Here is a 14,079-nt window from a genome sequence, read left to right as displayed (position 1 = left end):
CTGCCGGCCATCGCCGGCACCAAGTTTGCGCGAATGAGGACAAGTGTTATGGGTAAGAATGTCGTAGTCCTGGGCACCCAATGGGGTGATGAGGGCAAAGGCAAGATCGTTGATCTGCTGACCGAACATGCCGCCGCCGTAGTGCGCTACCAAGGTGGCCACAACGCTGGCCACACCCTGGTTATCGATGGCGAAAAAACCGTCTTGCACCTGATCCCGTCGGGCGTGCTGCGCGAAGGCGTGCAGTGCCTGATCGGCAATGGCGTGGTGGTTGCACCTGACGCCCTGCTGCGCGAGATCATCAAGCTGGAAGAGAAAGGCGTACCGGTGCGCGAGCGCCTGCGTATCAGCCCGTCCTGCCCGCTGATCCTGTCCTTCCACGTAGCGCTGGACCAGGCCCGTGAAAAGGCCCGTGGCGAGCTGAAGATCGGTACTACCGGTCGCGGCATCGGCCCGGCGTACGAAGACAAGGTTGCACGTCGTGGCCTGCGTGTGGGCGACCTGCTCAACATGCCGCGCTTTGAAGACAAGCTGCGTGAACTGGTGGACTACCACAACTTCATGCTGGTCGGTTACTACAAAGAGCCGGCCATCGAGTTTGAAAAGACCCTGGCCGAGTGCAAGGAATACGCCGAGCTGCTCAAGCCGCTGATGCTGGACGTGACCGCCGAGCTGCACGACTTGCGTCGCGCTGGCAAGGACATCATGTTCGAAGGCGCCCAAGGCTCCCTGCTGGACATCGACCACGGCACCTACCCGTACGTGACCAGCTCGAACACCACCGCGGGTGGCGTTGCGACCGGTTCCGGCGTTGGCCCGATGTTCCTGGACTACATCCTGGGCATCACCAAGGCCTACACCACCCGTGTAGGTTCGGGCCCGTTCCCGACTGAGCTGTTCGACGAAGTCGGCGCTCACCTGGCCAAGCAAGGTCACGAGTTCGGTGCAACTACCGGTCGTGCTCGTCGTTGCGGCTGGTTCGACGCCGTTATCCTGCGTCGCGCTATCGATGTGAACAGCATCTCGGGCATCTGCCTGACCAAGCTGGACGTACTCGACGGTCTGGAAACCATCAACATCTGCGTCGGCTACAAAGATGCAGAAGGCAAAGACGTCGCTCCAACTGACGCTGACAGCTACGTAGGCCTGCAGCCGGTGTACGAAGAAGTGCCGGGCTGGACCGAATCGACCGTGGGCGCCAAGACCCTGGAAGAGCTGCCGGCGAACGCCCGTGCGTACATCAAGCGCGTTGAAGCGCTGATCGGCGCGCCAATCGACATTATTTCGACGGGCCCGGACCGTAACGAAACCATCGTTCTGCGTCATCCGTTCGCTTAATAAGTTGTTGATGTAAAAAGCAAAGGGCTCCTTCGGGGGCCCTTTGTCGTTTCTGGCTGGTAAACGGCACGACCCTTGCTATGGTTCTTTCTTTCGCGGTGCTATCAATTTAATGGCACCCGTGGTGGAGGGATTCCCAGTGTCTGCCGTTCTCTCATTGTTACAAAGCCGGCTGTTGCGGCCGGTGTTCGTTACCCTAGGTATCGCCCTTTTGGTGCAAGTGCTGGTGGCCGTCGCGCTGACGCGGAGCACCGTCACGGCGCTGGAAGCTGATTTGGGCAACCGCCTGGGCATCGACAGCCAGAAGTTGTCTGGCGAGTTGGCGCAAGCCGGCAAGGAAGTGAAATCCAGCCTGGACAGCCTGTCGTCCAGCACCCGCCAGCGTCTTACCGCAGGCTTGTCGTCGCGTTTGCAGGATGAGCAGAAGCAACTGCGTGCGACCCTGGAAAAAGACCTGCAAGACTCGGCCAATGACATGGCGCAACTGCTCGCCTCGGTGGCGCCGCGCGCGATGTGGGACAGCGACGTACCGACGTTGTCGGAGTTTGCCCGGCGTGCCCAGCGTAATCCCAACGTGTTGTTCGTGGTCTACGACGACGCAGCGGGCGAGCATTTGACCCGTTACCTGAACCGCGAAAACCCGATCAATCAGGCATTACTGGCGAAAGGGCAGGGTGATCGTGCCCTGGATAAAGTGTTGAATGCGGCGAAGGACGACCCGTCGGTGTACTACGTTGAGGCGTCCATCAGCCCTAACGGGGTGGAAATCGGCAAGGTCCGCATGGGGGTGTCGACGGCGTCGGTCGAGACTGACCTTGCAGCGCTGGATAAGCGCTTCGCCGCGCTGATCGCCAGCAGTGATCAGTTGGTCGGCGACAGCCTGCAAGGCGCCGCAGCAGACAGTGCGGCAGCCATGGGCGCGCGCCTGCAATCGGCGCAAGCCACCGCTACCCAGATGACGGCCAATACCACTGGCGCCGTGCAGGAGGCCGCTGGCACTTTGCGCTGGCGCATCGGCATGGGGCTCGCACTTGTCGGGTTGGGTGTGTTGCTGTTGATTGCCATTGTGTTGGGGCGTCGCGTGGTCAATCGTCTGAAGCTGTTGATTGCGGCCATGGATGACCTGGCGGCGGGCGAGGGCGACCTTACCAAGCGCGTGCAGATCAACAGCAAGGACGAAATCGGCGACATGGCTTCGGCGGTCAATCGCTTTGTGGATAAGTTGCAGCCCATCGTGCGTGAGGCGGGCGACGTGGCCCAGCGCACCGGCGTGGAAATTGGTGCGATGACCCTGCGTAATGCCGGTGCTGATGCGGCGGCCGGTTTGCAGCGTGATGAAGTGGCTGAGAGTCTGCGTGCACTGTCGCAAATGGCCGACGAGGCACAGGCCGAAAGCCATGCAATGCAGGCGGCGTTGCAGCAGGTGGTGGATATTCGGCAGGCCACGGATGAGAACTCGCGGACTTCTGCAGAAGTGGGCAGCTTGATCGAGGCACTGGCGGGCCAGGTGCAGGCTGGCTCCACAGTGATCGAGCGTCTGGCGCAGCAAAGCGAGCAAATTGAGGTGGTGCTGACGGTGATTCACGGTATCGCCGAACAAACTAACTTGCTGGCGCTCAACGCGGCCATTGAAGCCGCTCGGGCGGGCGAAACCGGACGCGGTTTCGCCGTGGTAGCGGACGAAGTGCGGGCGCTGGCCAGCAAAACCCAAAGTTCTACCGGCGACATCCAGGCGCATATCGTGGCGTTGCAGCAGGGCGCGCGCGAAGCGGTGGAAACCATCAGCAAGGCGGGGCGCCAAGCGAACGAAGGGCTGTTGGTGTTGCGTGACAGTGTGCGCTTGCAGCAGACGGTGCAGGCGTCGGTGGAGCAGGTGCATGCGGCTATCGGCGTGGCTACGCGTGCGGCTGAGCATCAGGCTAAAGGCGCGCATGCAGTGCGTGGGCGGGTCGAGGTGATTCATGCCCAGGCCGAGCGTGCGGCGCAGGCGGTGGTGGAGACCACGGCCAGTGGCAAGGTGCTGGATGGGTTGGCGGCGCAGTTGAAGGCGAGTCTGGGGCAGTTTCGGGCTTAGGGTCGCTTGCACTGGCCCCTTCGCGAGCAAGCCCGCTCCCACATTTGGAATGCATTGCAAAATGTGGGAGCGGGCTTGCTCGCGAAGGCGATATCAGCGGCTCAAATACATCCGAGTCGTTAGCAAATAAACCGGCAACCCCGACACTAGAATCAACAACGCCGCATAAGGCGCCGCTGCCGCAAACTCGACATTCGAGGTGTGCGCCCACACCGCTGTCGCCAAGGTGTTAAGCCCGGTCGGGCTGAGCAGCAAAGTCGCCGTCAATTCCTTCATCGCATCCAGGAACACCAGCGCAAATGCCGCGCCCAATGCCGGGAAGATAATCGGCAGGGTCACCCGGCAAAACGCGCTGAACGACGATGCGCCCAAGGTGCGCGCAGCCTCTTCCAGTTGCGGCGCAGCCTTGTTCAAGGCCGTTCGAATCGGTGCCTGGGCCAAGGGTAAAAACAACAGCGCATAAGCAATCAGCAGCAGCGCCGAGGTCTGGTACAGCGCCGGCACGTAATGCAGTGCGAAATACACCAGTGACAGCGCAATCACCAGGCCGGGCAGGGCGTGCAGCAAATACGGCAAGCGCTCGGCCCAGATCGCCAGTTGGCCTTTGTAGCGCACTACCAGCAAACCCACCGGCACCGCCAATACCAGGCAAAGCGCAGCGCCACCCAGAGACAGTGCGAGCGAGGACAGCAGCGCCTCACCTATCTCGGCCGCCGGAAATGCCGCCGACGAGCCCACCGCCAGCCAATAACCGAGCATTCCCAGTGGAATGCCGGAGCCAATGATCGCCAGCGCCAGGCAATAGAGTTGCCCCACTGGCGCCCAGTGCCCCAGCCGAACTTGTTCGGCGTGCCGCGCCGCGCCCTGGCCGATGCGCACATGCCGGCCCTTGCCGCGTACGCGCAGCTCGAGCCACAACAGGGTCAGGCACATCACCAGCAATACCGCCGACAGCATGGCGGCGTTGGCATTGCTGAATTCCAGTTCGAATTGCTGGTAGATCGCAGTGGTGAAGGTCTGCAGGCCGATGATCGACAGCGCGCCGAATTCCACCAGCATGTGCAAAGCGATCAGCAGCGCGCCGGCCAATAGCGACGGCCACAGCAGAGGCAAAGTAATGCGAAAGAACACGCCCCAGCGATTCAAGCCCAAAGTGCGGGCCGATTCTTCCAGGGAGGGGTCAAGATTGCGCAAAGTCGCTGCCACCGGCAAAAACACCAGTGGGTATTTGGACAGGCTCATCACCAAAATCGCCCCGCCCAGCCCTTCGAAATTGGCGCTCAGCGACACCCAGGTAAAGCTGCTGACAAACGCCGGTACCGCAAACGGCAGGCACAAGATCACGCCCCAGATGCGCCGCCCCGGCAGGTTGCTGCGCTCCAGCAGCCAAGCCAGCGACAAGCCGATCACGCCGCACGCCACGGTCACGCCAATCATCAGTGCCAGGGTGTTGCGCAACAGCCCGAACACATAAGGCCGCCATAGCAAATGAACCGCTTGCGACCAACCGGCCTGCCACGCTTTGGTTGCGACATACGCCAGCGGCAGCAGGCTCAGGCCAACCAGAAACAATACCGGCAGTAACAGCCAGATGGCGGGGCGTTTGCGGCGCGGACTGAAACCCCCGCGCAAGGCAGGGGCGGGGAGCGATGGGTTCATCAGTTCAAGCCAACGTCACGTTCCAGGTCCAGGGCTTCTTCGGCGTTGCCCAGGTCTGCCGGGGTGATTTTTGGCGGTTGCAGCTCGCTGAAAGGCTTGAGGCCGCGGCTGGATTCCATGCCCTTGCGCAACGGGTATTCGGCCGAAGTGTTGGTGATCACGCGCTGACCTTCTTCGCTGGCCATGAAGGCGAGCAACTGTTGTGCTTCTTTGGGGTGCTTGCTGGATTTCAGCGCCGCAGCCGAAGACACGGTGATCAGGCCGCCGGCGTCGCCGTCGGTGAAGTAGTGCAGTTGGGAATCCAGGTTGGTTTTTTCTTTCTTCAGGGCGAACCAGTAATAATTGTTCACCAGTACGGTAGCCACTTCGCCGTTTTCCACGGCTTTGAGGGCAACCATATTATTGCTGTAGACCTTGCCGAACGCGCGCAAGCCGGTCAGCCATTCTTCGGCCGCTTCGCGACCGTGCAGCTTGATGATCGCCACGGCTTGTTCCTGGAAGGCGCCGCTGGTGGGCACGAAACCGACCTTGCCTTGCCACTCGGGGCCGGCGAAATCCAGTACGGACTTGGGCAGGTCTTTTTCAGCAATCAGTTTCGGGTTGAAGGCCACGACGCGGGTACGTGCGGTCACGCCCATCCAGTCGCCGTTGGTGCCAACGTAGTCCTTGGGCAATACGTCGAGGGTGCTGGCGTCGATCCTGGCCAGCAGGCCTTGCTCGCCGAGTTTGTTCAGCGGCGGGGATTCTTCGGTGTAGATCACATCGGCAGGCGAGCGGTCGCCTTCTTCCACGACTTGGCTGGCCAGTTGGTTGCTGCTGCCTTTGCGCACGTTGACGTGGATGCCGGTCTTGGCTTCGAAGGCCTTGGCGAGTTCATCGCCAACTTCTTTGTGTTGGCCGTTGTACAGGGTCAGCGAGACCTTGTCGGCAGAATGGGCGGCGGGCGAGAGTAGAGTCAGGCCGAGCAGAGTGAGGGTCAGGCCACGCAGAAGGGATGTCTTGAGACGGGTATCGCGGATCATCATCCGGGTTGTTCCTCGCTTGTGTGCAACAAATCATTGCAAGGATAAACGATAAAACTTCTCAAGTGCGGGCGAGGGGGTGAATCGGCGGGAAGGTTTTCAAACCCCGGAAACGAAAAAACCCGCTTTCGCGGGTTTGATCTGAATTTGGTGCCCAGGAGAAGACTCGAACTTCCACGACCTTGCGATCACCAGCACCTGAAGCTGGCGTGTCTACCAATTTCACCACCTGGGCATTTATCATCAGCGCTTGCGCCGTTGATGGAGCGAACTATACGGAGGGCTTTTTGATCTGTAAACCCCTGATTCGAAAAAATAAATCGGGTTTTGCTTTAAAAATCAAAGGCCTGAAACGAAAAAACCCGCTTTCGCGGGTTTGATCTGAATTTGGTGCCCAGGAGAAGACTCGAACTTCCACGACCTTGCGATCACCAGCACCTGAAGCTGGCGTGTCTACCAATTTCACCACCTGGGCAGCATCAACAACGTTGCCGTCGTCGATGGCGCGCACTATACGGAGCGATTTTTAAGCTGTAAACCCCCGCCACGAAAAAACCCTGGAAAATTTCGCCAGTGGTCGTGCAAGGTGCTTGCCTGGGGCTGCAAAGGGCTTTTAAACGCTTGTTGATGCCTGAAATTTCCCGTTTCAATACGCGTATGCCAAACTAACCCGCATATAGACAAGGTGAAAACTCTCTAATGGCCGATTGGCAGTCCCTCGATCCCGAGGCCGCTCGTGAAGCGGAAAAATATGAAAACCCTATTCCTAGCCGCGAACTGATCCTGGCGCACCTCGCCGATCGGGGTTCGCCTGCTAGCCGTGAGCAGCTGGTTGAAGAGTTCGGTCTGACCACCGAAGACCAGCTCGAAGCCCTGCGCCGCCGTTTGCGTGCCATGGAGCGCGATGCTCAACTGATCTACACCCGCCGTGGCACTTACGCGCCTGTGGATAAGCTTGACCTGATCCTGGGCCGCATTGCCGGCCATCGTGATGGCTTCGGCTTCCTGATCCCGGACGACGGCAGCGATGACCTGTTCATGAGCCCGGCGCAAATGCGCCTGGTGTTCGATGGCGACCGTGCCTTGGCACGCGTTTCCGGCCTGGACCGTCGCGGTCGCCGTGAAGGCGTGATCGTTGAAGTGGTGTCTCGCGCCCATGAGTCCATCGTCGGCCGTTACTTCGAAGAAGGCGGTATCGGCTTTGTTGTGCCGGATAACCCGAAGGTCCAGCAGGAAGTGCTGATTACCCCGGGCCGCAATGGCGCCGCCAAGGTCGGCCAGTTCGTCGAGGTGAAAATCACTCACTGGCCAACGGCACGTTTCCAGCCGCAGGGCGATATCGTTGAAGTGGTCGGCAACTACATGGCGCCGGGCATGGAAATCGATGTTGCGCTGCGCACCTACGATATTCCCCACGTCTGGCCTGAGGCGGTGCTCAAAGAAGCCGCCAAGCTCAAGCCGCAAGTGGAAGAAAAAGACAAAGAGAAACGCATCGACCTGCGTCATCTGCCGTTCGTCACTATCGACGGCGAAGATGCCCGCGACTTCGACGATGCGGTCTACTGCGAAGCCAAGCCTGGCAAACTGCGCCTGTTCTCCGGCGGCTGGAAGTTGTTCGTCGCGATTGCCGACGTGTCCAGCTACGTGAAGATCGGTTCGGCGCTGGACAACGAAGCTCAAGTGCGCGGTAACTCGGTGTACTTCCCCGAGCGCGTGATCCCGATGCTGCCTGAGCAGCTGTCCAACGGCCTGTGCTCCCTGAACCCGAAAGTCGACCGTTTGGCCATGGTGTGCGAGATGACTATCTCGAAAACCGGCGAAATGACCGACTACCAGTTCTACGAGGCGGTGATTCACTCCCAGGCGCGCCTGACCTACAACAAGGTCAGCACCATCCTGGAAACGCCGAAAACCAGCGAAGCCAAGGCCCTGCGTACTGAATACGCGGGCGTCGTGCCGCACCTCAAGCAGCTTTACTCGCTGTACAAGGTGTTGCTGGGTGCCCGTCACGTGCGTGGCGCGATCGATTTTGAAACTCAGGAAACCCGGATCGTCTTCGGCTCCGAGCGCAAGATCGCCGCGATCACCCCGACCACCCGTAACGATGCGCACAAGCTGATCGAGGAGTGCATGCTGGCGGCCAACGTGGCCACGGCCGAGTTCCTGAAAAAACACGAAATTCCGGCGTTGTACCGGGTGCATGATGGCCCGCCGCCGGAGCGCCTGGAAAAACTGCGCGCCTTCCTCGGTGAGCTTGGCCTGTCCCTGCACAAAGGCAAGGACGGCCCGACGCCGAAGGATTACCAGGCTTTGCTGGCCAGCATCAAGGACCGTCCGGATTACCACGTGATCCAGACCGTGATGCTGCGTTCCCTGAGCCAGGCGGTGTACAGCGCTGATAACCAAGGGCACTTCGGCCTGAATTACGAGGCGTACACGCACTTCACCTCGCCGATTCGCCGTTACCCGGACCTGCTCACGCACCGCGCGATCCGCAGCGTGATTCACTCCAAGCAAAACACCCCGCACGTCCAGCGCGCCGGTGCCATGACCATTCCGAAGGCACGGATCTATCCGTACGACGAAGCGGCTCTGGAACAATTGGGCGAGCAATGCTCCATGAGCGAGCGCCGCGCCGATGAAGCCACTCGCGACGTGGTGAACTGGCTCAAGTGCGAGTTTATGAAAGACCGTGTAGGCGAGACGTTCCCAGGCGTGATCACCGCTGTGACCGGCTTTGGACTGTTTGTCGAGCTGACCGACATCTACGTCGAAGGCCTGGTGCACGTCACCGCCTTGCCGGGTGACTACTACCACTTTGACCCTGTGCATCACCGCTTGGCGGGCGAGCGCACTGGTCGCAGCTTCCGCTTGGGCGACACCGTGGAAGTGCAGGTCATGCGCGTCGACCTGGACGAGCGCAAGATCGACTTTGGCATGCCTGACAAGCCCGCGGAAGCGCCGGGCAGCCGTAAAAAGCGTGGCAGCGAGCCTGCAGCGCCAGCCAGCAAAGGCAAAGGGGCGCCCGCGAAAGCGGCAGCCGTCGAGCCTGCGCCAGCCAAGGCGGGTCGTCGCACGTCCACCAAGGAAAAGGCCCCCGAAGCCTACCGTCCAAGCGACGCAGCAGCGAAAAATGCTGAAGTGCGCAAGAGCCGCGAGTTGAAGCAGCAGTTGCTTAACGAAGCCAAAAGCGGTGGTAAAGCGGCGTCTGGGGGAAAGTCCCGCGGGGCGGAAAATCCGTCGAGCAAGCCAAGTAAACACCGTAAAGGCCCGCCTAAAGCGGGTTCGGCTCCCGCGAAAAGCGGTGGGTCGCGCAAACCTAAGGCCAAGTCATGAGTCTGGAAAAAATCTACGGCGTGCACGCCGTAGAAGCACTGCTGCGTCACCATCCTAAACGCGTCAAGCAGGTATGGTTGGCAGAAGGTCGCAGCGAGCCGCGCGTTCAAGCGCTGGTCGAACTGGCCACCCAAAACAAGGTTGCCATCGGTCAAGCCGAACGCCGTGAAATGGACGTGTGGGTGGAAGGCGTTCACCAAGGCGTAGTGGCCGACGTGAGCCCGAGCCAGGTGTGGGGCGAGGCGATGCTCGACGAGCTGCTCGATCGTACCGAAGGCGCTCCGCTGCTGCTGGTGCTGGACGGCGTGACCGACCCGCACAACCTGGGCGCCTGCCTGCGCTCGGCGGATGCCGCCGGCGCGCTGGCAGTGATTGTGCCTAAAGACAAGTCCGCCACCCTGACGCCTGTGGTGCGTAAAGTGGCGTGTGGTGCGGCAGAAGTGATTCCGCTGGTGGCCGTGACCAATCTGGCGCGCACCCTGGAGAAACTCCAGCAGCGCGGCCTGTGGGTCGTGGGCACGGCAGGCGAGGCTGAAGTAAGCATTTATGACCAGGACCTCACCGGCCCGACCATTCTGATCATGGGGGCCGAAGGCAAGGGTATGCGTCGTCTGACCCGCGAGCATTGCGACTACCTGGTGAAGCTGCCGATGGCCGGTAGCGTCAGCAGCCTCAACGTGTCGGTTGCCACCGGCGTGTGCCTGTTTGAAGCCCAGCGCCAGCGTGGTGCGAAGGCCAAGCCGAAGAAGTAGTAAGGTCTGGCGCAAGTCAAAATGTGGGAGCGGGCTTGCTCGCGAATACGGTATGTCAGTCACTGCAGTTGGGGCTGATGCACCGCTTTCGCGAGCAAGCCCGCTCCCACATTGGTTTTGTGTTTAGCATGGGAGGGTGATTGTTCAAATAATCACCAATCACCTTGCGCCGTTTCTCCCCCTTCTCTACAATTGCGCCCCTTGCCTTCCTGGCAGGCACCGATGTGCCTCCTTGCGGCAAGATCCATAAGTGTCATTCACTCCTTGTCTGACCGTTTTTGAGCGGCAGGCTACAACCCGTAAGGAGCATTCATGCGTCATTACGAAATCATCTTTTTGGTCCACCCGGATCAAAGCGAGCAAGTCGGCGGCATGGTAGAGCGTTACACCAAGCTGATCGAAGAAGACGGCGGCAAAATCCACCGTCTGGAAGATTGGGGCCGTCGTCAACTGGCCTACGCAATCAACAATGTTCACAAGGCTCACTACGTGATGCTGAACGTTGAGTGCACTGGCAAGGCCCTGGCCGAGCTGGAAGACAACTTCCGCTACAACGATGCAGTGATCCGTAACCTGGTCATCCGTCGCGAAGAAGCCGTTACCGGCCAATCCGAGATGCTCAAGGCTGAAGAAAACCGCAGTGAGCGCCGTGAGCGTCGCGACCGTCCTGAGCACGAAGGCGCTGATAGCGCTGATAGTGATGACAGCGACAACAGCGATAACGCTGACGAGTAATCCACGGACCTTTTAAGGAGCCTATCAAATGGCACGTTTCTTCCGTCGTCGTAAATTCTGCCGCTTCACCGCTGAAGACGTGAAAGAGATCGATTACAAAGATCTCAACACTCTGAAAGCCTACGTATCCGAGACCGGCAAAATCGTTCCAAGCCGTATCACCGGTACCAAAGCACGTTATCAGCGTCAGCTGGCCACCGCTATCAAGCGCGCCCGCTTCCTGGCCCTGCTGGCCTACACCGACAGCCACGGCCGCTGAGACCGGGCAGTCGACAAGTAGTAAGGGATTGAATGCATGCGCGCCTTAGCTGAGTTCATCATGCGCGGTCGCGTGCAGGCCACTCTGGTAGTGGCTGGATGTGCGGCATTGCCGTTGCTTTATTGGTTGGGTGCTGCCGCCGGTTGCCTTGTGCTCCTGCGGCGCGGTTTGAAGGACGCCCTTGGCGTTCTTGCCCTGGGATTGTTGCCGGCCTTGATCTGGTGGCTGCAATTTGGTGATCCACGAGTACTTCTGGTACTGCTGGGGTCATCGAGCCTTGCGTTGGTTTTACGCGCAAGTGAGTCCTGGGTCCGCACGCTGCTGGTCAGCGTGGCATTAGGGTTGGTGTACTCAGTGATGCTTGGCGCGGCTTTCCGCCCGCAAATCGAAGCGCTGTCGCAAGAGATCGTCAAGATCCTGCCGATGGCCCTCGGGGATCTCTACCAGCAATTGTCGGTAGATGAGCGAGCGCGGTTTGCGTCACTGATTGCCCCGGTCCTGACCGGCCTGATTGCGGCTTTGTTGCAGGTCGTCAGCGTGCTGAGCCTGATTCTTGGGCGTTATTGGCAGGCGTTGTTGTACAACCCGGGTGGTTTTGGTCGCGAATTTCGCAGTATCAGAATCCCTGCGGGGCCGGCGATGTTGCTGCTGGCGTGCATGGTTGTCGGGCCGAACTTCGGCCCACAGATGGCCTTGCTGGCGCCGATTTGCAGCGTACCGCTGGTGTTTGCCGGGCTGGCCCTGATTCATGGGCTGGTTGCGCGAAAGCGCCTGGCCAGGTTCTGGCTGGTGGGGTTGTACGTCACGCTGTTGCTGTTTATGCAGCTGATCTATCCGTTACTCGTGGTTTTGGCCATTGTCGACGGCCTGATTGATTTTCGCGGTCGTCTGGCATCGAAAGATGCCGATAACGCGAACGGTGAAGGTTAAAAGTTAGAGGATTTTCACATGCAACTGATCCTTCTGGAAAAAGTCGCCAACCTGGGCAACCTGGGCGACAAAGTGAACGTTAAGGCCGGTTACGGTCGTAACTACCTGCTGCCATACGGCAAAGCCACCGCTGCAACCGCTGCCAACCTGGCTGCGTTTGAAGAGCGTCGTGCTGAGCTGGAAAAAGCAGCAGCAGACAAAAAAGCATCGGCCGAAACTCGCGCTGCCCAACTGGCTGAGCTGGAAGTGACTATCACTGCCACCGCCGGTGACGAAGGCAAGTTGTTCGGTTCGATCGGCACCCACGACATCGCTGATGCACTGACCGCCTCCGGCGTTGAAGTGCAGAAGAGCGAAGTTCGTCTGCCGAACGGCACCATCCGCAACGTAGGCGAATTCGACGTAGCCGTGCACCTGCACGCCGAAGTTGAAGCCACCGTACGCGTTGTCGTGGTAGCAGCTTAAGCAGCACCTAACTGACTGGCACCTCGCGTGCCAGGCGGTTAACATCGGGCACGATCCTGTTTACAGGTCGTGCCTTTTGTTTTTCTACAAACCCCTAATTCCAAGTGGCCATGAACGATATTTCAGCTCCCGAGCAATACGATCTGCAAACCGCTGCCCTGAAGGTGCCGCCGCATTCCATCGAGGCCGAACAGGCCGTGCTCGGTGGTTTGATGCTGGACAACAACGCCTGGGAACGCGTGCTGGATCAAGTCTCGGACGGTGATTTCTATCGGCATGACCACCGCCTGATCTTCCGTGCCATCGCCAAGCTGGCCGACCTGAACTCACCGATCGATGTCGTGACCCTTGCCGAGCAATTGGACAAGGAAGGTCAGACCTCGCAGGTGGGCGGTCTCGGTTACCTGGGTGAACTGGCAAAAAACACCCCGTCGGTCGCCAACATCAAGGCTTATGCGCAGATCGTCCGCGCGCGGGCCACCTTGCGTCAGTTGATCGGCATTGCCACTGAAATCGCCGACAGCGCGTTTAACCCGGAAGGGCGTACCGCCGAAGAGATTCTCGACGAAGCCGAACGGCAGATCTTCCAGATCGCCGAAGCCCGCCCTAAAACCGGCGGGCCCGTCGGCGTCAACGATCTGCTGACCAAGGCCATCGACCGTATCGATACGCTGTTCAACACCGACAACGCCATCACCGGCCTGTCCACCGGCTACACCGACCTCGATGGCATGACCAGCGGCCTGCAGCCGGCCGACTTGATCATCGTCGCGGGCCGTCCGTCGATGGGTAAAACCACCTTCGCCATGAACTTGGTGGAAAACGCGGTGTTACGCAGCGAAAAAGCCGTGCTGGTGTACTCCCTCGAGATGCCAGGTGAATCGCTGATCATGCGGATGCTCTCGTCGCTCGGCCGTATCGACCAGACCAAAGTACGGGCGGGTCGCCTGGAAGACGACGATTGGCCACGCCTGACCTCGGCAGTCAACCTGCTCAACGACCGCAAGCTGTTCATTGATGACACCGCGGGTATCAGCCCTTCGGAAATGCGCGCACGCACCCGGCGCCTGGTGCGTGAACACGGTGACGTCGGCCTGATCATGATCGACTACCTGCAATTGATGCAGATCCCCGGTTCCGGTGGCGACAACCGGACCAACGAGATTTCCGAGATTTCCCGCTCGTTGAAAGCCCTGGCCAAGGAATTCAACTGCCCGGTGGTGGCGTTGTCCCAGCTCAACCGCTCCCTGGAGCAGCGGCCGAACAAGCGCCCGATCAACTCCGACTTGCGGGAATCCGGAGCAATCGAGCAGGACGCCGACGTCATCATGTTCGTGTACCGGGACGAGGTGTACCACCCGGAAACCGAGCACAAGGGCATCGCCGAGATCATCATCGGCAAGCAGCGTAACGGCCCGATCGGGACCGCGCGCCTGGCGTTTATCGGCAAATACACCCGTTTCGAAAACCTTGCGCCGGGCAGCTACAACTTCGACGACGAGTAAACGC

Annotated in this window: 11 protein-coding genes and 2 tRNA genes; 9 read left to right on the top strand and 4 right to left on the bottom strand. The window is 59.9% G+C overall.

What is annotated here, in order from left to right:
- Positions 1–48 precede the first annotated feature (48 nt).
- Together AB4P94_RS03455 and AB4P94_RS03450 are read left to right on the top strand one after the other, a co-directional pair.
- On the top strand, positions 49–1,338 hold the full coding sequence (locus AB4P94_RS03455; protein WP_395609410.1) for an adenylosuccinate synthase: 1,290 nt from the start codon (positions 49–51) through the stop codon (positions 1,336–1,338).
- A 139-nt stretch (positions 1,339–1,477) separates the two neighbouring features.
- On the top strand, positions 1,478–3,412 hold the full coding sequence (locus tag AB4P94_RS03450; RefSeq protein ID WP_395609409.1) for a methyl-accepting chemotaxis protein: 1,935 nt from the start codon (positions 1,478–1,480) through the stop codon (positions 3,410–3,412).
- Positions 3,413–3,505: 93 nt separating this feature from the next.
- On the opposite strand, the gene AB4P94_RS03445 is transcribed toward AB4P94_RS03450, so the two are convergent.
- From AB4P94_RS03445 to AB4P94_RS03430, 4 genes are all read right to left on the bottom strand, one after another.
- Positions 3,506–5,071, bottom strand: a complete 1,566-nt coding sequence (locus AB4P94_RS03445; protein ID WP_395609408.1) for an ABC transporter permease — start codon at positions 5,069–5,071, stop codon at positions 3,506–3,508.
- Positions 5,071–6,096, bottom strand: a complete 1,026-nt coding sequence (locus tag AB4P94_RS03440; RefSeq protein ID WP_395609407.1) for an extracellular solute-binding protein — start codon at positions 6,094–6,096, stop codon at positions 5,071–5,073. Before AB4P94_RS03440 ends, AB4P94_RS03445 begins: the two co-directional genes overlap by 1 nt.
- Positions 6,097–6,241: 145 nt before the next feature.
- Positions 6,242–6,328: transfer RNA gene (locus AB4P94_RS03435), tRNA-Leu, on the bottom strand.
- A 153-nt stretch (positions 6,329–6,481) separates the two neighbouring features.
- Positions 6,482–6,568: transfer RNA gene (locus tag AB4P94_RS03430), tRNA-Leu, on the bottom strand.
- Between the two features lie 224 nt (positions 6,569–6,792).
- On the opposite strand from AB4P94_RS03430, the gene rnr reads away from it, so the two are divergent.
- From rnr to dnaB, 7 genes are all read left to right on the top strand, one after another.
- Complete coding sequence (gene rnr / locus AB4P94_RS03425; RefSeq protein WP_395609406.1) at positions 6,793–9,429, top strand: ribonuclease R; 2,637 nt, start codon at positions 6,793–6,795, stop codon at positions 9,427–9,429.
- Positions 9,426–10,181, top strand: a complete 756-nt coding sequence (gene rlmB / locus AB4P94_RS03420) for a 23S rRNA (guanosine(2251)-2'-O)-methyltransferase RlmB (RefSeq protein ID WP_395609405.1) — start codon at positions 9,426–9,428, stop codon at positions 10,179–10,181. The genes rnr and rlmB overlap by 4 nt, the downstream gene beginning before the upstream one ends.
- A gap of 312 nt (positions 10,182–10,493) precedes the next feature.
- Entirely contained in the window at positions 10,494–10,916 is a 423-nt protein-coding gene (gene rpsF, locus AB4P94_RS03415) for a 30S ribosomal protein S6 (RefSeq protein ID WP_003236224.1), read from the top strand.
- Between the two features lie 28 nt (positions 10,917–10,944).
- Entirely contained in the window at positions 10,945–11,175 is a 231-nt protein-coding gene (gene rpsR, locus AB4P94_RS03410) for a 30S ribosomal protein S18 (protein ID WP_002551829.1), read from the top strand.
- 36 nt (positions 11,176–11,211) lie between these two features.
- A complete protein-coding gene (locus AB4P94_RS03405; protein ID WP_110623877.1) occupies positions 11,212–12,105 on the top strand; it encodes a hypothetical protein in 894 nt (297 codons plus the stop codon).
- Positions 12,106–12,123: 18 nt separating this feature from the next.
- Positions 12,124–12,570 (top strand): 50S ribosomal protein L9, encoded by a 447-nt coding sequence (rplI, locus tag AB4P94_RS03400; protein ID WP_003171376.1) that lies wholly within the window; start codon positions 12,124–12,126, stop codon positions 12,568–12,570.
- A 110-nt stretch (positions 12,571–12,680) separates the two neighbouring features.
- The gene (gene dnaB, locus AB4P94_RS03395) at positions 12,681–14,075 is read left to right on the top strand and encodes a replicative DNA helicase (RefSeq protein WP_395609404.1); all 1,395 of its coding nucleotides are present in this window, start codon (positions 12,681–12,683) and stop codon (positions 14,073–14,075) included.
- Positions 14,076–14,079: the final 4 nt, after the last annotated feature.

Origin of the sequence: Pseudomonas sp. B22129 (assembly GCF_044218875.1) — a bacterium.
GTDB lineage: Bacteria > Pseudomonadota > Gammaproteobacteria > Pseudomonadales > Pseudomonadaceae > Aquipseudomonas.
Note: the sequence above shows the minus strand (reverse complement) of the source record. Positions and strands in the feature narration are given on the sequence as shown.

Bases quoted from the DNA above. Each gene is read 5' to 3' on its own strand.
- rplI (WP_003171376.1), top strand. From the start codon at position 12,124: ATGCAACTGATCCTTCTGGAAAAAGTCGCCAACCTGGGCAACCTGGGC.
- AB4P94_RS03455 (WP_395609410.1), top strand. From the start codon at position 49: ATGGGTAAGAATGTCGTAGTCCTGGGCACCCAATGGGGTGATGAGGGC.
- rpsF (WP_003236224.1), top strand. From the start codon at position 10,494: ATGCGTCATTACGAAATCATCTTTTTGGTCCACCCGGATCAAAGCGAG.
- AB4P94_RS03440 (WP_395609407.1), bottom strand. From the start codon at position 6,096: ATGATGATCCGCGATACCCGTCTCAAGACATCCCTTCTGCGTGGCCTG.
- AB4P94_RS03405 (WP_110623877.1), top strand. From the start codon at position 11,212: ATGCGCGCCTTAGCTGAGTTCATCATGCGCGGTCGCGTGCAGGCCACT.
- rnr (WP_395609406.1), top strand. From the start codon at position 6,793: ATGGCCGATTGGCAGTCCCTCGATCCCGAGGCCGCTCGTGAAGCGGAA.
- rlmB (WP_395609405.1), top strand. From the start codon at position 9,426: ATGAGTCTGGAAAAAATCTACGGCGTGCACGCCGTAGAAGCACTGCTG.
- AB4P94_RS03445 (WP_395609408.1), bottom strand. From the start codon at position 5,071: ATGAACCCATCGCTCCCCGCCCCTGCCTTGCGCGGGGGTTTCAGTCCG.
- dnaB (WP_395609404.1), top strand. From the start codon at position 12,681: ATGAACGATATTTCAGCTCCCGAGCAATACGATCTGCAAACCGCTGCC.
- rpsR (WP_002551829.1), top strand. From the start codon at position 10,945: ATGGCACGTTTCTTCCGTCGTCGTAAATTCTGCCGCTTCACCGCTGAA.